Origin of the sequence: Neobacillus sp. DY30 (assembly GCF_030123065.1) — a bacterium.
Taxonomy (GTDB): domain Bacteria; phylum Bacillota; class Bacilli; order Bacillales; family Cytobacillaceae; genus Neobacillus.
The window spans coordinates 4,806,401-4,827,042 of sequence record NZ_CP126093.1 but is presented as its reverse complement, the minus strand read 5'-3'; the positions used below and the strand labels follow the sequence as shown (position 1 = coordinate 4,827,042).

Sequence of the window (20,642 nt, the reverse complement as noted above, 5' to 3'; positions counted from 1 at the left end):
AAAAAGCAACCTTCATGCCGGCTCGGCTTATGCTTGTCGCCGATAAACAGGCGCCCTACGCTTTTTAATATAGGAGGAAACATAAGATGTTGCGTAAAACAAAAATCGTTTGTACGATTGGTCCTGCAAGTGAAAGTGTTGAAAAATTAACCCAATTAATGGAATCAGGCATGAATGTGGCTCGTTTAAATTTTTCCCATGGTGATTATGAAGAGCATGGACAGCGAATCCAAAATATCCGTGAAGCCTCAAAACTAACAGGAAAGACTGTTGCGATTCTACTTGATACAAAGGGTCCAGAAATCCGCACGAATAATATGGTAAATGGAGCTATTGAACTTAAATCAGGGGATAACATTATTGTTTCGATGACTGAAGTCGAGGGGACAACAGAAAAGTTTTCCATTACATACCCAGGATTAATTGAAGATGTTCATGTGGGCTCTAAAATCTTATTAGATGATGGACTAATTGGGTTAGAAGTCCTTAATATTAATAAAGAACAAAATGAAATTCTGACAAAAATCCTTAACAGTGGAACATTGAAGAACAAAAAAGGTGTCAACGTTCCAGGAGTATCTGTAAAACTTCCAGGTATCACAGAAAAAGATACAAATGATATCATTTTCGGTATCGAACAAGGTGTAGATTTTATTGCTGCTTCCTTTGTACGCCGTGCAAGCGACGTATTGGAGATCCGTCAGTTATTAGAGGAAAAGCAGGCTACACACATCCACATTATTCCTAAAATTGAAAACCAAGAAGGCGTCGATAACATTGATGAAATCCTTGAAATTTCTGATGGTTTAATGGTTGCACGCGGTGACTTAGGTGTAGAAATACCAGCTGAAGAAGTACCTCTAGTACAAAAAATGTTAATCAAGAAGTGTAATGCGCACGGTAAACCTGTTATTACAGCTACACAAATGCTTGATTCTATGCAGCGTAATCCTCGCCCAACACGTGCTGAGGCTAGTGATGTTGCTAATGCGATATTTGATGGTACAGATGCAATTATGTTATCTGGTGAAACAGCGGCAGGAATTTATCCTGTTGAAGCTGTGCAGACTATGCATAATATTGCCTCTAGAGCGGAACAAGCATTAGATCATAAAGAAATATTATCTGCACGCAGTAAAGATACAGAACACAATCTAACGGATGCCATTGGCCAGTCTGTAGCTCATACGGCATTAAATCTCGATGTAAATGCAATTGTAACACCAACTGAAAGTGGTCACACAGCTAGGATGATATCAAAATACAGAACAAAGGCACCGATTGTAGCGGTAACAGCAAACGAGCAAATTTGCCGCCGTTTAGCACTTGTTTGGGGGGTATATCCTCAGCTTGGAAGAATGTGCAGTTCTACTGACGAAATGCTGGACAGTGCTGTTGAAGAAAGTGTTAACAGCGGAATTGTTAAACACGGCGACTTAGTTGTTATCACTGCGGGTGTACCAGTTGGTGAAGCAGGTACAACGAACCTAATGAAAATTCACGTTGTCGGTGACATTATTGCCAGAGCTCAAGGTATTGGCCGTAAGTCGGCATTTGGTAAAGTGGTTATTGCTACTAATGCGGCGGAAGCAATCGAGAAGGTAAAGCCAGGTTCCATTTTAGTTACGATTGGTTCAGACCGTGATATGATGCCAGCGATTGAAAAATGTGCTGCTCTAATCACTCAAGAGGGCGGGTTAACCAGCCATGCGGCAGTAGTTGGTCTTAACCTAAGTATTCCAGTAATTGTTGGTGTTGAAAAAGCACTTGAGTTATTTAGAGATGGACAAGAAATCACTGTAGACGCAACAAGAGGAGTTATATATAACGGGCACGCTAGTGTACTATAAAATCAGAGAGAAGGGATATTCCCTTCTTTTTTTAATGATTCGGTATATAATAGATTAAAGCTTGTTTGAAGGAGATAATACAATGCGCTATTTAGCACTTTTAATTATTGTCATACCTGCTATAGATATCGGATTCCTTCTGTTATCAGGAAAAACAATAGGAGTCCTGCCAACCATTGCTTTCATCATTCTAACTGGAGTGGCCGGTGCTTATTTGGCCAAGAGGGAAGGGTTGCAGACCATAAAAAGAGCTCAAGAACAGCTCGCTTATGGTCAACTTCCCGGTGAATCTGTCTTGGATGGGATCTGTATTCTCATTGGGGCTACCTTGTTATTAACGCCAGGATTTGTTACCGATTTAATTGGATTTTTATTGTTATTCCCGCCATCTAGAAAACCTTTTAAATTCCTGATGATTAAGGCCTTACAAAGAAAAATCCAAACAGGTAATATTAAAATTATCAAGTAAAAACGTCAACTTCCTGAATGGAGGTTGACGTTTTTACGTATTACACTTCTTTCCCTTTTATAAAAGTCCAAATATCGTGAAAAACATTTGCACGATAGAGTGTGTTAATAATGACAAGCGTAACAGGACCTAAAATTAATCCTAAAAAGCCGACTAATTTAAACCCGACGAACAAGGCAATTAGGGTGGCTAATGGATCAAGACCAATATTGGATGATAGTATTTTTGGCTCCATAACTTGTCTCTGTACAATTACAAGTAAATACAAGACACCTAACCCTATTGCCAGGCTGATATCCCCTGCTATGACTTCATAAATAATCCATGGTACAAAAACTGCACCGGTACCGAGATAGGGAATAATATCTACGACACCCGTTATTAATGCGATGGTAATTGCATAATCAACGCGGAGTACAAGGAGTCCAATTAAAATTATAACGGTTGTAATGGAGACCAGGGTTAATTGAGCCTTTAGAAAACCAAATAAAGCTTTCTGTAAATCAACGAATACGGTTTTACCACTTGTTTTAGCTTTCTCAGGTAAAATGGCGCTGCTTATACGTGAAAGTCTATACCAATCCTTACTAATGAAAAAAGTTGCTAAGAAGGAAAAAATCAGGACCGTTGCAGCATTTGGAAACCAGGATAAGATGACAGGAATGTTGCCAAATAGGTTTTGAATAAAGTTTCCAACGTTAGTTCCAACAGTAGTACCAACATTTTTAATATTAGATATAATTGTGTTTTGCTGCCCATCTTCTAATTGATTAAATATACTTGTTAGTTGATTATATAGAGGGATAATTTGAGCAGTTATATACTCCTCGATATAGCTTATTAAGGTATCCAAATGCTCTGGGACAACCCGTGCAAGGTAATTAGCGCCAGAAACCAATTCAGCTACTAAAAGTGTAACTAAGCCTGCAACAAAGGCAAAAATGATGATTAAAGCTACAAAAACGGCTAAGCCACGGGGCATACGAAGTTTTTTTTCAAAAATGTAAACTATTGGGTTGATAAAAAAGGCAATTACTAAGGCGATAAGAAATGGATACGTCACTTTTGACAAATAATAAAATGATAGAAGTGCGAAAACCACAATGCCAATAACTAAAAAGAACCTCAAGGTTCGATACAAGTACTTTTTTTCCAATCACATGCCTCCTTAGCGTCATTTAGGTAGTTCTAGTTTAACATTTCTTGTACAAAACTGCATGATTTTCCAATTGTATGAAGATTAGGAAGGATGAAATTTTATGTTTAATCAGCCATTATTGTTTCTATTACTGCTTTTAGTCATAGGACTTATCGCAAAAAATAACTCATTATTGATTGCAATTGTCGTTTTAATAATATTAAAATTAAGTGGACTTGAAACTAAATCGTTTACCTTTATACAAAGTAAAGGGATTAATTGGGGAGTTACGGTCATCACTGTAGCAGTATTAGCTCCTATAGCCTCGGGCGAAATAGGTTTTAAAGATTTGTCTAGTGCCTTTAAATCACCAATTGCATGGGTAGCACTTATTTCTGGAATGGCTGTCGCATTATTAGCAAAGGGTGGAGTATCACTTTTACAAAATGATCCGCATATTACAACCGCACTTGTTTTAGGGACGATTTTATCCGTATCCATTTTCAAAGGAGTGGCTGTCGGCCCGCTTATTGGTGCAGGAATAGCCTATACAGCAATGAAAATGATTGATTTTTTTAGATAGTTATTTTGTAAAATAATATTTTTTTTGAACTTTTCAGCCCCTTTTCGTTCACAAAAATCTGATAATTGTTTATAATAGGACTTGAAAGCGCATCCTTTTTTACATAATTCACATAAATATGCTAGATTACTTGTAAAATAACTTTTTTTTATGAATAAAAAGTTATTACGCTTTTTGGTCTTTGCCCGAGCAAGCGCTCAATCTAGCTATTTGTTTAAAAAGGGCGCTGGTATTCATATTTGAAATGAAGAATTTCTTTCAACATAGCTGCAACCAATTTCAAAGTTTCAGCTGATAAAAATACTTTCTTTTTTACAAATGGCGGGTAATGGGGAAATTAAAATGAGAAGGAGAGATTTTCTATGACAGTAACTCGAGGTCTTGAAGGGGTAGTGGCAACAACTTCTTCCATCAGCTCAATTATTGATGATACGTTAACGTATGTTGGGTATGGCATTGATGACTTAGCTGAGAATGCAAGCTTTGAAGAAGTAATTTATTTATTGTGGCACCGCAGACTGCCAACTGAGCCTGAACTAGCAGAACTAAAAAAACAACTTTCTGAAAGTGCAGCACTTCCTCAGGAGGTAATTGAACATTTTAAGATGTATCCGATTGAAAAGGTACATCCTATGGCTGCACTGCGCTCAGCTGTATCTTTACTAGGTCTTTATGACGAAGAAGCTGACTCTATGGATACAGAGTCAAATTATCAAAAGGCGATTCGTCTTCAAGCAAAAATGCCAGCAATTGTGACCACTTTTGCTCGCGTTAGAAAAGGTCTTGAACCAATTGCACCTAGAACCGATTTAAGTTTTGCCGCTAACTTCCTTTACATGTTGACTGGCCAGGAGCCTGATGAAATCGCAGTTAACGCGATGGACAAAGCTCTTGTTTTACATGCGGATCATGAACTTAATGCCTCGACCTTTACCGCTAGAGTTTGTGTAGCTACATTATCAGATGTATATTCTGGTGTAACTGCAGCAATCGGAGCGCTTAAAGGACCATTGCACGGCGGTGCAAATGAAGCAGTAATGAAAATGCTTAAAGAAATTGGTACACTTGAAAATGTTGAGCCATATGTTCGTGGTAAGCTTGAGAAAAAAGAGAAAATCATGGGATTTGGACACCGCGTTTATCGTTCAGGCGATCCGCGTGCCAAGCATTTACGAGCTTTATCCAAAAAATTAACGGAACTGACAGGCGAGCCTCACTGGTATGAAATGTCTGAAAAAATTGAAAGCATCGTCACTGGCGAAAAGAAATTACCTCCAAACGTTGACTTCTACTCAGCCTCAATGTACCACAGCTTAGGCATTGACCATGATTTATTTACACCAATCTTTGCAGTAAGCAGAGTTTCAGGCTGGCTTGCACACATTTTAGAACAATATGATAACAACCGATTGATTCGTCCACGTGCCGAATATACAGGTCCTGGCATACAGAAATATGTACCAATTAATCAAAGAGGGTAATAAATATTTACTTTTTTCAAAAAAATTGGTCTAATAGGATTGTAGGAAAAGGTTAAAGGGCCAAATCCTTTAACCTTGGATGCAATCTCTTTAATACACAAGGGACGAATAATTATTAACATCGATACATACCTAGGAGGGAGAACAACTATGCAAGGCGAAAAAATCACAGTAACAAACGGAGTATTAAATGTACCAAACAATCCAATTATCCCATTTATTGAAGGTGACGGTATCGGACCAGATATCTGGGCAGCTTCCGAGAGAGTATTAAATGCAGCGGTAGAAAAAGCGTACAAAGGCGAGCGTAAAATCGTTTGGAAGGAAGTTCTAGCTGGAGAAAAAGCTTTTAACCAAACTGGCGAATGGCTTCCACAAGAAACTCTTGATGTAATCAATGAATATTTGATTGCGATTAAAGGTCCACTTACAACTCCTGTAGGCGGCGGTATCCGTTCACTTAACGTTGCGCTTCGCCAAGTGTTAGATTTATTTGTATGTTTGCGTCCAGTAAGATGGTTTGAAGGTGTTCCTTCTCCTGTAAAGCGTCCGCAAGATACGGATATGGTGATCTTCCGTGAAAATACTGAAGATATTTATGCTGGAATTGAGTATGAAAAAGGCTCAGAAGCTGCTAACAAATTAATCAATTTCTTAAAAACTGAAATGGGTGTAAACAAAATTAGATTCCCAGAGACTTCTGGTATCGGAATTAAGCCTGTTTCTGAAGAGGGAACAACACGTCTTGTACGTGCTGCTCTAAATTATGCAATTAAAGAAGGCCGTAAATCATTAACGCTTGTGCACAAAGGTAATATCATGAAATTTACTGAAGGTGCATTCAAAAACTGGGGTTATGAACTTGCTGAGAAAGAATTCGGCGATAAAGTATTTACTTGGGCTCAATATGACCGCATTAAAGCTGAGCAAGGTACTGAAGCAGCAAACAAAGCACAAGCTGATGCAGAAGCAGCTGGCAAAATCATCGTAAAAGACGCGATTGCGGATATCTTCTTACAGCAAATCCTAACTCGTCCACGTGAATTTGATGTAGTTGCAACAATGAACTTAAACGGAGATTATATTTCTGACGCCCTAGCTGCACAAGTTGGCGGAATCGGAATTGCTCCTGGAGCAAACATTAACTATGAAACAGGACATGCGATTTTCGAAGCTACACATGGTACTGCACCTAAATATGCAGGCCTTGATAAAGTAAATCCCTCTTCTGTTATCCTATCAGGTGTATTACTACTTGAACATTTAGGCTGGAATGAAGCAGCTAAAATGGTCATTAAATCAGTAGAAAAGACGATTGCTTCTAAAGTAGTAACGTACGACTTCGCTCGATTAATGGATGGAGCAACAGAAGTTAAAACATCTGAATTTGGTGATGAATTAATTAAGAACATGGAATAAGTTGAAAGCTAGTGCACCTAGAGTATGAAACTTCACATGGAAAATCAGGGCTGTTTTCGAACAGCCCCTTTTCGAATAACGACAATAGTACTTTCAAAGGGGAGAGTTTAAAATGTCTTTAAAGCGTAAAAAGGTTTCCGTAATTGGCGGCGGTTTCACAGGTGCTACAACTGCATTCTTACTTGCACAAAAAGAATTAGGTGATGTCGTTTTAGTCGATATCCCTCAAATGGAAAACCCAACAAAAGGGAAGGCATTAGATATGCTTGAAGCAAGCCCAGTTCAAGGATTTGATTCAAACATTACCGGTACATCCAATTACGAAGATACACGTGATTCTGATATCGTTGTCATTACTGCTGGTATTGCACGTAAGCCTGGTATGAGCCGTGATGATCTAGTGCAGACAAACCAAAAGGTAATGAAAAGTGTTACACAGGAAATCGTGAAGTATTCTCCAAACTGTACAATCCTTGTATTAACAAATCCAGTTGACGCAATGACATATACAGTATTTAAGGAATCAGGATTCCCTAAAAACCGCGTCATAGGCCAATCAGGTGTACTAGATACAGCTCGTTTCCGTACTTTCGTGGCTCAGGAATTAAACGTATCTGTTAAAGATATTACTGGGTTCGTTTTAGGCGGACATGGAGATGATATGGTTCCGCTTGTTCGTTATTCTTATGCTGGCGGTATTCCATTAGAAACATTAATTCCTAAAGAACGTTTAGAAGCCATTGTTGAACGTACTAGAAAAGGCGGCGGTGAAATCGTTAACCTTTTAGGGAATGGCAGTGCTTATTATGCTCCAGCAGCATCACTAGTTGAAATGTGTGAAGCCATCTTAAAAGATCAGCGCCGCGTTCTTCCTTCCATTGCTTACCTTGAAGGAGAATATGGATATGAGGGTATTTATCTAGGAGTACCAACAATCCTCGGTGCAAACGGAATTGAGAAAGTTATTGAGCTAGATCTAACTGCTGAAGAAAAAGCTGCTTTAGACAAATCAGTTGAGTCCGTTCAAAATGTAATGAAAGTATTAGTTTAACTAAAATAAATTCGGGGATCTATAATCCCCGGATTTTTTCACTAAAAATGAAACCGTTTACAAAAGGGCGTGATGGAATGCTTTTAGGAAAAAAGAGAAAATTAGGCAGAGAAATTAAAGAAATGTCAGTCGGAGAAAAATTAACATTGACCGAAAAAGTGGAGGATAAAGATATTCTACTGTATTTAGGTCTAACAGATGACGCGAACCCACTCTTTATTCAACATAATTACGCATCCCAAACACCATATAAAAAACCCATTGTTCCAAGTATTATGCTAACGGGGATGATTACATCAGCTGTTTCAAAGTATTTACCTGGGCCAGGCAGCCATATAGTAAGTCAAGATATCGAATTTCCAAAACCCGTTTACCATTACGCAACGGTTGAGTTGTTTTTAGAGGTTGTCGAAATAAATCATGATGAGCACACAGTGATGATGACAGTTGTTGGAACAAACGAAAAAGACGAAGTAGTGATTACAGGAAAACTCAAAGTCTGTCCTCCTCATCGTTTAGGAAAAATGGATGCCAATGTCTTAGATAATTTTTAAGGAATGTATTTTACATTCCTTTTTTTTTGTTCCAAGGTCGATAATGGGTATTCTTTTTATTTCTATATTATAATGGAGGAGAGTGGGGAAAAGATTAAACAATCGGAGGTTTTTATGAAAAACAAGGTACTAGTTGTAGACGATGAACAATCAATTGTAACTTTGCTTCAATATAATTTGGAACAAGCCGGGTTTGAAGTTATTACGGCAATGGATGGCTTAACGGGAAAACAATTAGCTGAAAGTATGGCACCTAATATTATTGTTTTAGATCTTATGCTTCCGAAAATGGATGGTATTGAAGTGTGTAAACAGCTCCGGCAGCAAAAAATTATGACACCGATCCTGATGTTAACAGCGAAAGATGATGAGTTTGATAAAATATTGGGACTAGAGCTTGGTGCGGATGATTATATGATTAAACCATTTAGCCCAAGAGAAGTGGTTGCACGGGTAAAAGCAATTTTAAGAAGGATTCAAATACAATCCAACAATAATGAGGGTGACCAACAGGATGGTTCAGATATTATTATTGGAAACCTTCAAATTATTCCGGAAAAATACGAAGCCTACTTTAAAAATCAACAATTGGAACTAACCCTCAAAGAATACGAATTACTCCATTATTTGGCTCAGAATAAAAATCGGGTTTTAACGCGTGACCAATTATTAAGTGCAGTATGGAATTATGAATTTGCTGGCGATACTCGTATTGTAGATGTTCACATTTCCCATCTGAGAGAAAAAATCGAAGATGATACAAAGAAACCAGTTTATATTAAAACGGTCCGCGGACTCGGATATAAGCTCGAGGAGCCGAAAGGTGAATGACCAAATTTCGTACAAAGCTTCTACTTGCCCTAATTTCTTTACTTATAATCGGTTTAATCGGACTTGAAATATTACTTGGACAACTTTTTAAAGGCTACTACCTTGATACATATAATGAACGTTTAGATAAAGAGAGTAATCTCCTAAGTTTGCATATTGAAAACAATGGTGGAGTGAACTCCTTTAATCAACAACAAATTATGGAACTCAGTAATTTACTAAATGTGAGACTTGCCATCACAGATACAAACGGGAAGATCCTTTTTGACAGCGGCAAAATGAGCCCTTCTAATATAAAAGGGATAAAAGAAATTATTAATGAGGCCTTAAAGGAAAAGCAAAAAAATAAGACGGAGATTGTTGAACGTGAGGAGTACGACTTACATTATTCCTGGAAGCCTATACTAAATGCAAATGAAAATGAAGGTTATTTGTTCATTTTTACAAAAACAAGTGAGCTGAAACATGCCTACGGGCAAATTTGGTGGATACTTTCTATTAGTTTATTGATAGTGTTTGTTGTTTTTATTTATCTTGGATACAGAATAACGGCAAGATATACGAAGCCCATAGAAGCTGCGACCAATGTTGCGATTGAACTGGCGAAAGGCAATTACCGGGCTAGAATAGAAAGTAATAAATTGAATGAAACAAGTATGTTGAGCACCTCAATCAATGTTCTAGCCCAAAACCTTCAAGAAATGAGTAAAGCCCAAGAAATACAGCAAGATCGCTTAAGTGCACTAATTGAAAATATGGGTGCAGGACTACTTCTAATGGACAGCCGTGGATTTGTTAATCTAATCAACAAGGGCTACATTGATATCTTTCATGTGGAATCAACTAATTATTTAAATAAACTATATTATGAAGTTATTGAGCAGGAGGAAATTTGCAATATCATCGCAGATGTTTTTCGGACAGAACAAAAAATCAGAAAACATCTCCTTCTTCCATTAGGGATCGAGAGAAGATACTTTGATGTTTATGGAATACCGATTATTGGGATAAATAATGTATGGAAAGGGGTTTTGCTCGTTTTCCATGATATTACTGAGCTTAAAAAACTTGAAGTAATGAGAAAAGATTTTGTGGCCAATGTATCACATGAATTGAAAACGCCAGTTACCTCTATAAAAGGTTTTTCCGAGACTCTGTTGGATGGTGCGATGAACAATCGAGATACGCTTGAAGCATTTTTGTCGATTATTAATAAAGAAAGTGAGCGCATGCAAACGCTCATTCAAGATTTGCTCGACTTTTCTAAAATTGAACAGCAGGAATTTAAGTTGAACATCCAGTCCTTTGATCTCTATGAATTAATAAACGAAGTAATCACCATGCTTACTAAAAAAGCAGAATCAAAAGATATTCGTCTTGAGCTTGAGTTTCAGAGGGAAGAATTATATATACAAGGCGACCATGACCGCTTAAAACAGGTATTTATTAATCTGATTAGTAATGCCATTTTGTATACTCCGCCAAGAGGATATGTAAAAGTATCACTTTTCGATCACGAAAGAACGGTAAAAATCCATGTAAAAGATTCCGGGGTAGGAATTAAACAAGAAGAGATTCCACGTATTTTTGAACGATTTTATCGTGTTGACCGTGCAAGAAGCCGGGATTCTGGCGGGACAGGCCTCGGATTAGCAATTGTAAAACATTTAGTTGATGCACATCATGGTAACATAACGGTGAGAAGCACCCTTGGTGAGGGCAGTGAGTTTATCATCGAACTACATAAATATATGGATTAACCTGAAAGGGGTAAATGGATGGAAAAGAAGAAGCTAGTATTAATTGACGGGAATAGTATCGCCTACCGTGCATTCTTTGCACTGCCCCTGCTTAATAATGATAAGGGCGTACACACGAATGCAGTTTATGGTTTTACTATGATGTTAAATAAGATTATGGAAGACGAAAAGCCCACGCATATATTAGTGGCATTTGACGCGGGAAAGACAACCTTTCGTCATTCTACGTTTGGTGAATATAAGGGTGGAAGGCAAAAAACACCTCCTGAATTATCCGAACAATTCCCTTTTATTCGTGATCTTCTTGATGCATACGGTATCCAGCGATATGAGCTTGAGAATTATGAGGCGGATGACATTATTGGAACATTGTCATTGTCTGCTGAAAAAGAAGGTTATGAAATCAAAGTTATATCTGGAGATAAAGACTTAACTCAGCTTTCCTCTGAAAATATCACGGTTGGTATCACTCGTAAAGGGATTACTGATATTGAGGAATATACTCCAGCCCATGTTATGGAAAAGTATGGTTTAACGCCAGAGCAAATTATTGATATGAAGGGGCTAATGGGGGACCCTTCTGATAATATTCCAGGTGTACCAGGTGTCGGTGAAAAAACTGCAATTAAACTGCTTAAGGAATTTTCAACCTTAGAAAACTTACTAGAGTCCATTGATCAAGTGACTGGAAGTAAGTTGAAAGAAAAGCTTGAAGAATTTAAGGATCAAGCAGTGATGAGTAAGCAACTTGCCACGATTGAAAGACACGCACCCGTCGAAGTATCGGTAGAAAATGTAGCTTATGACGGATATGAAAGAGATAAACTTGTTTTACTTTATAAAGAGCTTGGCTTTCATTCCTTATTAGAAAAATTAGGTGGAGACACATCAGGAACTGAGCAGCTTGAACTTGAAGACATAGAATTTGTAACCCCTGATGTAATAAGTGATGATCTGTTTACGGAGGATAATTATTTCTATGTCGAAATGCTCGACGATAACTATCATTTTGCTGATATTATTGGTTTTTCACTTGTAAATGACAATGGGCACTATTATTTTCCAACTGAATTAGCCTTACAGTCCGAAAGCTTTAAAAAATGGGCTGAAGATGAAACAAAAAAGAAAACAGTCTATGATGCAAAGCGCTCCGAGGTTTCTTTAAGAAGGTATGATATTCATTTAAAAGGGGTTCATTTCGATACATTAATGGCTTCCTATATTATCAATCCATCGGAATCAATTGATGATCTTTCAACGATTGGCAAAAAATACGGTATTAATATTCAATCGGATGAGTCGTTTTATGGAAAAGGCGCGAAGAGGAGAATACCAGAGACAGCTCTGCTTGCTGAGCATCTGGTTCGAAAAAGTCTAGCAATGTTCGATTTGAAACAGAAACTAGAAGATGAGTTAAAAACAAATGAACAATATGAATTGTTTACTGACCTTGAAATGCCGCTATCGCTTATTTTAGCAGATATGGAATCGTGTGGTATTAAAGTAGATAGCGATCGTCTCCAGAGGATGGGCAGTGAAATTCATGACAGACTGATTGAAATAGAAGGAATCATCTATGATTTAGCCGGTGAAAAATTCAATATTAATTCTACTAAGCAATTAGGTGTAATTTTATTTGAAAAATTAAATCTTCCAACCTTAAAGAAAACGAAAACGGGCTATTCAACGTCAGCGGATGTTTTGGAGAAATTAGCAAATGACCATGAAATCATAGAGCATATTCTTAATTACAGACAGTTAGGCAAGCTTCAGTCAACTTATATTGAAGGATTGCTCAAGGTAATTAGTCCTAAAACCGGTAAAGTTCATACTAGGTATCAACAGACTTTAACCGCAACGGGAAGATTAAGCTCCATTGATCCGAATCTGCAAAACATTCCGATTCGATTAGAAGAGGGCCGAAAGATCCGGCAAGCATTCGTACCATCGGAACCAGGATGGCTTATCTTTGCAGCGGATTATTCACAAATCGAGCTTAGAGTTTTAGCAGACATTGCTGGTGATGAAAAACTAATTCAAGCCTTTAAGGATGACCTCGATATTCATACAAAAACAGCTATGGATGTTTTTCACGTTAATGCAGACGAGGTAACTTCAAATATGAGAAGGCAGGCAAAAGCGGTTAACTTTGGTATTGTCTATGGAATAAGTGACTATGGTCTTTCACAGAGCTTAGGCATTACCCGTAAAGAGGCAGGTCTGTTTATCGACCGCTATCTAGCCAGCTATCCTGGGGTAAAGGATTATATGGATGACATCATTCATTCCGCAAAACAGAAAGGGTATGTAACGACCCTTCTGCAAAGAAGAAGATACATCCCGGAGATTTCACATCGTAATTTTAACATCAGAAGTTTCGCTGAAAGAACGGCAATGAACACCCCGATACAGGGAAGTGCAGCAGATATTATTAAAAAAGCCATGATCGATATGGATGAAGCATTGAAGGATTATGGATTAAAAACAAGACTGCTGCTTCAAGTGCACGATGAACTAATCTTTGAAGCACCAGAGGAAGAAATTGAAACACTAAAGAAACTCGTTCCAGACGTAATGGAAAATGCCCTCGAATTAAAAGTGCCATTAAAAGTTGATTATTCCTATGGCCCAACATGGTTTGACGCGAAATAGAAAATCGGAAGCGCCTTGACAAGGGGCGACAGGCATAAGACGAGCCGGCGGGAAGGTTGGTTTTTACCTTCTCGCCGGATTGTCAGAAATGTGGAGGCGACTGTTCTGGGACGAAGGAATAAGACAAACCATGTAAGAAGGCGCTCTTTGCCTTCTTCATGGGATGGCTTATTCCTCGAGTCCCAAGGAGCCGAAACTAGACAAGCTTATGACCCTGACCCCTAGGCGCTGCAGCTAGACACCATAAGGGAGTTGCTTTATGCCAGAACTACCGGAAGTAGAAACCGTAAGAAAGACGTTAAAAAAGCTTGTTTCAAATAAACAAATTGAAAATATAACCGTCCACTGGGCCAAAATGATTAAAAATCCAGTTGAGGTTGAACAATTCATTGACGCCCTTAAAGGAGAAACAATTGAGGATGTCGGCAGAAGAGGCAAGTTTTTAATCATCTACACAACCACGTTTGCCCTTGTTTCCCATTTAAGGATGGAAGGGAAATATGGACTATTTCCAAAAGAGGAACCGTATGACAAACATACACATGTTATCTTTCATTTTACCGATGGAAGTGAATTAAGATATCGAGATGTTCGAAAATTTGGCACCATGCACTTATATAAAAAGGGTGAGGAATTTCAAAAGCCTCCACTTATTGACCTTGGACCAGAGCCTTTTTCAGAGGATTTCACCAAGGAATATCTAACGAATAAGCTAAAAAAGACGAACAGAAAAATAAAGCCTGCTCTACTAGACCAAAAAGTGTTTGTTGGGCTCGGAAATATTTACGTTGATGAGGCTCTGTTCCGTTCGGGTATTCACCCTGAAAGAATTGCAAACTCTCTGAGTGAGGAAGAATTGACGTTGCTCCACCAAGAAATTGTTAAGACATTGGCTGAAGCAGTTAAAAAAGGAGGAAGTACGATTCGCTCCTACGTAAACTCCCAAGGCGAAATTGGAATGTTTCAGCTTGAATTATATGCATACGGGCGGAAAGGGGAAGAATGCAAAAAGTGTGGAACCCCGTTAGAAAAAACAACCGTAGGCGGACGAGGTACACATTTTTGTCCTAAATGCCAAAAACTTTAAGCGTAAGAAGTAAGATGATAATTTAATAACAAAGGATAGGCTCCTCCCATATACTATCGTAGTGATTGACGGAAGGAGCCCTAGACATCATGTTTCAAATGTTCTCACTTCTCCTGCTGGCTTTTGCTCTCAGTCTTGATAGCTTTAGCGTAGGGTTTACGTATGGACTCAGAAAAATGGTACTGCCGCTTAAATCAGTGCTCATCATTGCAACCTGTTCAGCAATTTCTTTAATAATTGCTGTGTCAATCGGCCATGGCCTTGAGAAAATCTTATCTCCTGAAATCACGGCAAGCCTAGGGGGAATTATTTTAATCGCTCTCGGTGCCTGGGTTTTATATCAATTTTTCAGGCCGGAGAAAGAAAAGGACGCAGAACTGCTCGAACATGAAAAGCTGATTATTAATTTTGAAATCCGTTCCTTAGGAATTGCCATCAATATACTAAGGAAACCGATGTCAGCTGACTTCGACCATTCAGGTGAAATCACTGGAATCGAGGCATTCATGCTGGGCTTTGCCCTATCCATCGATGCATTTGGCGCTGGAATTGGAGCGGCAATGCTTGGATTCTCTCCTTTTTATCTAGCCGCCAGTGTTGCTGTTATGAGTTCTTTGTTCCTGGTCATAGGGATTAAAAGCGGTGCTTTTTTTCATAAATTTAACTGGGTCCAAAAGTTTACCTTTATACCAGGGATCTTATTAATTATCATTGGAATATTAAAATTATGAATTTTCACCAGAAAGGAACAGAGCATGTCACTAGTAATCGGACTAACAGGCGGAATAGCCAGTGGAAAAAGTACAGTTTCCAACATGTTAAAAGAAATGAACATCACTGTTATTGATGCAGACGTAGAAGCCCGCCTAGCTGTTGAAAAAGGAGAACCCGCCTATCAAAGAATCGTTGCTGAATTTGGTGATGATATTTTATTAGATACGGAGGAGATCGATAGAGTAAAACTCGGTTCCATCATTTTTCATAACGCTGAAAAACGACAGCTCTTAAATAGCATTGTTCATCCTGAGGTGAGAAAAAGGATGAATGATCAAGTCGAAGCAGCCAGGGGATGCGGGGAACAAGTCATTGTCCTCGACATTCCACTGCTGTTTGAAAGTAAACTAACGCATATGGTCGAAAAAACAATCCTTGTTTATGTTGATCGGGATATCCAGCTTGCGCGCCTAATGGAACGTAACAACCTATCACTAGGTGAGGCGGAGGCGAGGGTGAAATCTCAAATGCCGCTTGCTGATAAAGTAGCATTAGCTGATGCCGTGATTAATAATAATGGTGCCGTCGCCGAAACGAAAGAACAGCTCATTGGGGTACTACGAGGTTGGGGGATAACAACGTAAAAAAAAGAAGGGGGATACCCCTTCTTTTTTTGTCTAAAAAATTTGGATACCAGCTTGATAGTGCCGATAAATAGAGGCTTCTGAAATTATGGTAACAAACTGACCGGGATAGTGCCGATAAATCAAGGTTGCTGAAATTACGGTAACAATCCGTCCAGGATAGTACCGATAAATCAGGATTTCAGAAAATAAGATAACAAACCAACCGGGATAGTCCCGATAAACTATGGCTGCTGAAAATAAGGTAACAAACCAACCGGATAGTGCCGATAAACCAGTGCTGACCAAAACACGGTAACAAATAGCGGGATAGTGCCGATAAATTAAGACTGCTGAAATTATAGTAACAATCTGATTGGGATAGTGCCGATAATTTAAGACTCCACAAATTATAGTAACAATCACACCAGGATAGTGCCGATAAAATTAAGACTACTCAAATTACGGTAACAATTAGGCGAGAATAATGCCGATAAACCAAGGCTGCTCAAATTACAGTAACATTTTTTGGCCAGGACACCATTTAATCATAATAGGTATCCTTCGTATTCCCTATTGCTTTAAAATTTTCCTTAAGAATTCGCCTAATCGTTTTTTTAGAAGCAACCGCCCCACACCATTCATTTACAAGATTCGTGGTTATCTTAATCTCTGGAAAGAGAATATGCAATTCATTCACACTTCGCATTACTGCAGGTTCCACACGCTCTTTAAATCCGCATTCACATGTTAGTATCGTTCGGGAGACTGAAAGGGAAAATGAGTGGCACTTTGCACAGCTTAACCCCTTTTGTAAACTGTCATAGTCGTATTTTGGTAATCGGGTATAAGGATTTTCGGTTATATGTAAGGAGATTAACAGGTCTGCAAGTTTGAGGTCCCGACCGGTAAGTGAGGGAGGCAGTTTAGACAGTTTTTTTATAAAAGAATTCACTTGAGTAGGTAAGATTATTTGCGGATTATGAGATGGCTGAAACAAAGTAAACTCGGGGTTAATGAAAACTAAATAGGCTTCAATAGGAATAGCATATCCATACTTCTGGAGTAACTGGCGGAGCAAGGGTTGGCAGCGTTTCAACTGAAGCATTGGGTCCTTCTTTTCGATTTTAGTGTTGGTTTTAAATACACCCCCTTCGTAAAAATATTCTCCTTCGTAATTTTTTATATCAATAAGATATATCTTTCCCTGAAAAATGATTAGGGTATCAATTTGGAATAAGGAGTCACTAACCTCAAGTAACAAATCATTCAGTATTAAGGTTTCTAGGTGTTGTATTAATTTGTCAAACTTCACCTCCCCCTCATACCCTTTTTCTAGATTCCAAAGGTTTTGCTTATCCTTTTCGGTTAATTCCATCCTTTCATTCAAAATTCTTAAAATCACCACTTCAGGAGGTAAAGCCCGACTTTTCTTAAACATGCCCACATCCTCTCTATAGCCCTAACTATATACGAATATCCCATCCTATCGACCTATAAAACATGACTAATTTGTTAACAAGTCATACGGATTAAAAACATTTTTAAAAATCCGCACATTATATATCGCAATTTTATTTAAATATGTTATACTAATTACATCGAAACAAGTTAATAAGTATAACATAATGCGGAAGGGGCCGTGTGATGAAGGCGAGAATTGCAATAAACGGTTTTGGGAGAATTGGAAGGATGGTTTTTAGAAAAGCGATCCTAGAAAATACGCTTGATATTATTGCTATAAATGCAAGTTATCCTGCGGAAACATTAGCTCATTTAATAAAATATGATACGGTTCATGGACCATTTCAAGGGGATATCATTGCGCTAGATGAAGAGCTTATTGTAAACGGTAAACGAGTTAAATTATTAAATAATCGGAATCCTGAGCAGCTTCCATGGAAAGAGTTAAATATTGATGTCGTTATTGAGGCAACTGGTAAATTTAACTCAAGAGATAAAGCCAGTCTGCATTTAGATGCAGGGGCAAAAAAGGTAATCATTACTGCACCGGGTAAGGATGAGGATATCACCATTGTGATGGGTGTAAACGAGGACAAACTAGACATCACGAAACATGATGTTATTTCTAATGCGTCCTGTACAACCAACTGTTTGGCACCAGTAGCAAAAGTGTTGGATGAAAAGTTTGGAATTGAGAATGGCTTAATGACAACGATTCACTCGTACACAAATGATCAGCGAAACATTGACAACCCACATAAAGATTTGCGAAGAGCAAGAGCTTGTGGACAATCTATCATCCCAACTACAACTGGAGCAGCTAAAGCGTTATCACTAGTATTACCTCAGTTAAAAGGGAAGCTGCATGGAATGTCACTTCGTGTACCTACACCAAATGTGTCACTAGTCGATTTAGTAGTCGATTTGAAACAAGATGTTACGATCGATGATGTCAATCAGGCCTTTTTGGAAGCAAAAAATGGTCCATTAAAAGGTATCTTGGACTTTACAATGGAACCGCTTGTATCCGTTGATTTTAATACAAATCCTTACTCTGCCATCATTGATGGATTATCAACCATGGTAATGGGGAACAGAAAAGTGAAAGTACTAGCTTGGTATGATAACGAATGGGGCTATTCATCGCGCGTCGTGGATCTTACCTTATATGTCGCGCATCAGATGGCTAATTCTAATCAAGTGAAAGTTGGATAATTCTCAAAAAAATACTGTCGATTGACAGTATTTTTTTTTTGTAGCGTTCTAAACACTTTGTGCATAATATAGCATTTGAGGGATAAGCCTTTTGAGCACTGTCACTGGAAAATTTTTAGATTGATAGGTTGCAAAAAAAATATAAACTTAGTATACTAGTCATCGTGAACTTCTTGAAATTGGTAACGATTAATTACTTAAAGGGTTAGGACCTCTCTGGACTAACTTTCCCCCGTGGTAATTACAAGATACCGTCAACAAAAGGTTTCAAGAACGAAGCAAAAATGTTAGAGGGGGAAAATGAATATGGAAACAATGGGACGACACGTGATCTCTGAATTATGGGGATGCGATTTTGAAAAATTGAATGATATGAATTTTATTGAACAAACATTTGTCGAAGCAGCGCTTAAATCAGGTGCGGAGATCCGCGAAGTAGCATTTCATAAGTTTGCACCGCAAGGCGTAAGCGGTGTGGTCATTATTTCTGAGTCTCACTTAACGATTCACAGCTTCCCTGAACATGGATATGCTAGCATCGATGTATATACTTGTGGCGATTTAAATCCAAACGTAGCAGCTGATTATATTGCGGAAGCACTAAACGCGCAAACACGTGAAAATATTGAAATTCCACGTGGAATGGGTCCTGTTCAAGTAAAACAGGCAAAAGCTCTATAATTTTAAATAAAAAACCGACGAGAGGTGTATTTAATAGTACACCTCTTTTTATTTTTTTTAAAAAGTATTGTAAACTAAGGTAAAAGATATTTATTGGAGGCCGTCATGTCACTTAGGGATATATTTATTCGTTTTAGCAAACAAATCGAAACATCCGACCAGCAAAAAGATAGTTCCTTATCTACTCATTATTACAAAGCCACTTTTAATCAGTTATTTCAATCTATTGAAGAGTTATTTAGACAGGATGCAGATTGTCGAATCACTACCGTTTCTAAAGACCATGGCGAAATTGCTGTTGAAATTAACAAACCAATTCCCTGTTTTTTAATTGTGACGGTTGTTTCGGAGAGACCAATGGAAACGGCAGTAGACTTCAAGATTTCTTCTGAAAAGTTTTCACCTATTGGATTGTATCCCGTTTTAAGAAAAAGGCTCATTTCATACTACGAGCAAATCAATAAACTACATAATCTTGTCAGGGTCGGAAAAGGCAGATAAACATCTTGTGTTGCCGTTTTCTTTCTAATAAGATAAAGAAAAGATACTTACAATTATGAATGGATTGATTTGGGAGTTGATCAAATGAAGTGCCCTTCATGTCAAAATTATGGTACACGTGTGCTTGATTCCCGGCCGGTTGATGAGGGACGTGCAACTCGAAGAAGACGTGAGTGTGAAGAATGTGGATACCGTTTTACGACATTCGAAAAAATTGAAGAGATTCCCCTTATTGTCGTAAAAAAGGAAGGTACGAGGGAAGAATTCAGCCGGGATAAAATCCTCCGCGGCTTGATTAAAGCTTGTGAAAAGCGCCCTGTTGCCTTAAAAGAATTAGAGGATATTACCCAAGGGGTAGAAAAAGAATTACGGAATCAAGGAATATCAGAAATCAAAAGTGAATTGATTGGTGAAATGGTGATGGATAGACTTGCACATGTAGATGAAGTCGCCTATGTGCGCTTTGCTTCCGTTTACCGTCAATTTAAGGATATAAATGTTTTTATTCAAGAATTAAAAGAACTGATAAACAAGGAGAAATCCTAGGGAGCTAAAGAACGTCTTTGGCT

The 20,642-nt window shown here is 38.2% G+C and carries 20 protein-coding genes; 17 read left to right on the top strand and 3 right to left on the bottom strand.

What is annotated here, in order from left to right; genetic code table 11:
• Positions 1-89 precede the first annotated feature (89 nt).
• A complete protein-coding gene (gene pyk, locus QNH29_RS23855; RefSeq protein WP_283865732.1) occupies positions 90-1,850 on the top strand; it encodes a pyruvate kinase in 1,761 nt (586 codons plus the stop codon).
• An 82-nt stretch (positions 1,851-1,932) separates the two neighbouring features.
• A complete protein-coding gene (locus QNH29_RS23850; protein ID WP_283861774.1) occupies positions 1,933-2,319 on the top strand; it encodes an FxsA family protein in 387 nt (128 codons plus the stop codon).
• A gap of 40 nt (positions 2,320-2,359) precedes the next feature.
• Here QNH29_RS23850 and ytvI read toward each other — a convergent pair whose 3' ends face one another.
• Complete coding sequence (ytvI, locus tag QNH29_RS23845; RefSeq protein WP_283861773.1) at positions 2,360-3,475, bottom strand: sporulation integral membrane protein YtvI; 1,116 nt, start codon at positions 3,473-3,475, stop codon at positions 2,360-2,362.
• 103 nt (positions 3,476-3,578) lie between these two features.
• Between ytvI and QNH29_RS23840 the strand changes: the two genes are divergently transcribed.
• The 11 genes from QNH29_RS23840 (at position 3,579) to coaE (ending at position 16,233) form a co-directional block, all read left to right on the top strand.
• Positions 3,579-4,040, top strand: a complete 462-nt coding sequence (locus tag QNH29_RS23840) for a DUF441 domain-containing protein (RefSeq protein ID WP_283861772.1) — start codon at positions 3,579-3,581, stop codon at positions 4,038-4,040.
• A gap of 362 nt (positions 4,041-4,402) precedes the next feature.
• Positions 4,403-5,521 carry a citrate synthase gene (gene citZ / locus QNH29_RS23835; RefSeq protein ID WP_283861771.1) on the top strand — a complete coding sequence of 373 codons (1,119 nt, stop codon included), beginning with the start codon at positions 4,403-4,405 and terminating at the stop codon, positions 5,519-5,521.
• A gap of 150 nt (positions 5,522-5,671) precedes the next feature.
• Positions 5,672-6,940: an NADP-dependent isocitrate dehydrogenase gene (icd, locus tag QNH29_RS23830; protein WP_283861770.1), complete on the top strand. Its 1,269-nt coding sequence runs from the start codon at positions 5,672-5,674 to the stop codon at positions 6,938-6,940.
• 112 nt (positions 6,941-7,052) lie between these two features.
• Positions 7,053-7,991: a malate dehydrogenase gene (gene mdh, locus QNH29_RS23825; protein WP_283861769.1), complete on the top strand. Its 939-nt coding sequence runs from the start codon at positions 7,053-7,055 to the stop codon at positions 7,989-7,991.
• Between the two features lie 77 nt (positions 7,992-8,068).
• Positions 8,069-8,545 (top strand): MaoC/PaaZ C-terminal domain-containing protein, encoded by a 477-nt coding sequence (locus tag QNH29_RS23820; protein WP_283865731.1) that lies wholly within the window; start codon positions 8,069-8,071, stop codon positions 8,543-8,545.
• Between the two features lie 114 nt (positions 8,546-8,659).
• Positions 8,660-9,376, top strand: a complete 717-nt coding sequence (locus QNH29_RS23815) for a response regulator transcription factor (RefSeq protein WP_283861768.1) — start codon at positions 8,660-8,662, stop codon at positions 9,374-9,376.
• Positions 9,373-11,136: a two-component system histidine kinase PnpS gene (gene pnpS, locus QNH29_RS23810; RefSeq protein WP_283861767.1), complete on the top strand. Its 1,764-nt coding sequence runs from the start codon at positions 9,373-9,375 to the stop codon at positions 11,134-11,136. Before QNH29_RS23815 ends, pnpS begins: the two co-directional genes overlap by 4 nt.
• Positions 11,137-11,154: 18 nt before the next feature.
• Positions 11,155-13,788 (top strand): DNA polymerase I, encoded by a 2,634-nt coding sequence (gene polA, locus QNH29_RS23805; RefSeq protein ID WP_283861766.1) that lies wholly within the window; start codon positions 11,155-11,157, stop codon positions 13,786-13,788.
• Positions 13,789-14,047: 259 nt separating this feature from the next.
• Positions 14,048-14,875: a DNA-formamidopyrimidine glycosylase gene (gene mutM, locus QNH29_RS23800; protein WP_283861765.1), complete on the top strand. Its 828-nt coding sequence runs from the start codon at positions 14,048-14,050 to the stop codon at positions 14,873-14,875.
• Positions 14,876-14,964: 89 nt separating this feature from the next.
• Positions 14,965-15,606, top strand: a complete 642-nt coding sequence (ytaF, locus tag QNH29_RS23795) for a sporulation membrane protein YtaF (RefSeq protein WP_283861764.1) — start codon at positions 14,965-14,967, stop codon at positions 15,604-15,606.
• Between the two features lie 24 nt (positions 15,607-15,630).
• Complete coding sequence (gene coaE, locus QNH29_RS23790) at positions 15,631-16,233, top strand: dephospho-CoA kinase (RefSeq protein WP_283861763.1); 603 nt, start codon at positions 15,631-15,633, stop codon at positions 16,231-16,233.
• Positions 16,234-16,266: 33 nt separating this feature from the next.
• On the opposite strand, the gene QNH29_RS23785 is transcribed toward coaE, so the two are convergent.
• Both QNH29_RS23785 and QNH29_RS23780 read right to left on the bottom strand, forming a co-directional pair.
• Complete coding sequence (locus QNH29_RS23785) at positions 16,267-16,638, bottom strand: hypothetical protein (protein ID WP_283861762.1); 372 nt, start codon at positions 16,636-16,638, stop codon at positions 16,267-16,269.
• Positions 16,639-16,756: 118 nt separating this feature from the next.
• Complete coding sequence (locus tag QNH29_RS23780) at positions 16,757-17,653, bottom strand: nuclease-related domain-containing protein (RefSeq protein ID WP_283861761.1); 897 nt, start codon at positions 17,651-17,653, stop codon at positions 16,757-16,759.
• 206 nt (positions 17,654-17,859) lie between these two features.
• Between QNH29_RS23780 and QNH29_RS23775 the strand changes: the two genes are divergently transcribed.
• From QNH29_RS23775 to nrdR, 4 genes are all read left to right on the top strand, one after another.
• Positions 17,860-18,891 carry a glyceraldehyde-3-phosphate dehydrogenase gene (locus tag QNH29_RS23775; RefSeq protein WP_283861760.1) on the top strand — a complete coding sequence of 344 codons (1,032 nt, stop codon included), beginning with the start codon at positions 17,860-17,862 and terminating at the stop codon, positions 18,889-18,891.
• A gap of 306 nt (positions 18,892-19,197) precedes the next feature.
• Positions 19,198-19,572, top strand: a complete 375-nt coding sequence (speD, locus tag QNH29_RS23770; protein WP_221825921.1) for an adenosylmethionine decarboxylase — start codon at positions 19,198-19,200, stop codon at positions 19,570-19,572.
• 105 nt (positions 19,573-19,677) lie between these two features.
• Positions 19,678-20,073 (top strand): hypothetical protein, encoded by a 396-nt coding sequence (locus QNH29_RS23765; RefSeq protein ID WP_283861759.1) that lies wholly within the window; start codon positions 19,678-19,680, stop codon positions 20,071-20,073.
• An 84-nt stretch (positions 20,074-20,157) separates the two neighbouring features.
• Positions 20,158-20,619, top strand: coding sequence for a transcriptional regulator NrdR (gene nrdR / locus QNH29_RS23760; RefSeq protein WP_179601879.1), 462 nt, complete (start codon positions 20,158-20,160; stop codon positions 20,617-20,619).
• Positions 20,620-20,642: the final 23 nt, after the last annotated feature.

Bases quoted from the DNA above. Each gene is read 5' to 3' on its own strand.
- QNH29_RS23840 (WP_283861772.1), top strand. From the start codon at position 3,579: ATGTTTAATCAGCCATTATTGTTTCTATTACTGCTTTTAGTCATAGGA.
- nrdR (WP_179601879.1), top strand. From the start codon at position 20,158: ATGAAGTGCCCTTCATGTCAAAATTATGGTACACGTGTGCTTGATTCC.
- QNH29_RS23820 (WP_283865731.1), top strand. From the start codon at position 8,069: ATGCTTTTAGGAAAAAAGAGAAAATTAGGCAGAGAAATTAAAGAAATG.
- QNH29_RS23815 (WP_283861768.1), top strand. From the start codon at position 8,660: ATGAAAAACAAGGTACTAGTTGTAGACGATGAACAATCAATTGTAACT.
- QNH29_RS23765 (WP_283861759.1), top strand. From the start codon at position 19,678: ATGTCACTTAGGGATATATTTATTCGTTTTAGCAAACAAATCGAAACA.
- mdh (WP_283861769.1), top strand. From the start codon at position 7,053: ATGTCTTTAAAGCGTAAAAAGGTTTCCGTAATTGGCGGCGGTTTCACA.
- speD (WP_221825921.1), top strand. From the start codon at position 19,198: ATGGAAACAATGGGACGACACGTGATCTCTGAATTATGGGGATGCGAT.
- pnpS (WP_283861767.1), top strand. From the start codon at position 9,373: ATGACCAAATTTCGTACAAAGCTTCTACTTGCCCTAATTTCTTTACTT.
- ytaF (WP_283861764.1), top strand. From the start codon at position 14,965: ATGTTTCAAATGTTCTCACTTCTCCTGCTGGCTTTTGCTCTCAGTCTT.
- polA (WP_283861766.1), top strand. From the start codon at position 11,155: ATGGAAAAGAAGAAGCTAGTATTAATTGACGGGAATAGTATCGCCTAC.
- QNH29_RS23780 (WP_283861761.1), bottom strand. From the start codon at position 17,653: ATGTTTAAGAAAAGTCGGGCTTTACCTCCTGAAGTGGTGATTTTAAGA.
- QNH29_RS23775 (WP_283861760.1), top strand. From the start codon at position 17,860: ATGAAGGCGAGAATTGCAATAAACGGTTTTGGGAGAATTGGAAGGATG.
- coaE (WP_283861763.1), top strand. From the start codon at position 15,631: ATGTCACTAGTAATCGGACTAACAGGCGGAATAGCCAGTGGAAAAAGT.
- mutM (WP_283861765.1), top strand. From the start codon at position 14,048: ATGCCAGAACTACCGGAAGTAGAAACCGTAAGAAAGACGTTAAAAAAG.
- icd (WP_283861770.1), top strand. From the start codon at position 5,672: ATGCAAGGCGAAAAAATCACAGTAACAAACGGAGTATTAAATGTACCA.
- citZ (WP_283861771.1), top strand. From the start codon at position 4,403: ATGACAGTAACTCGAGGTCTTGAAGGGGTAGTGGCAACAACTTCTTCC.
- QNH29_RS23850 (WP_283861774.1), top strand. From the start codon at position 1,933: ATGCGCTATTTAGCACTTTTAATTATTGTCATACCTGCTATAGATATC.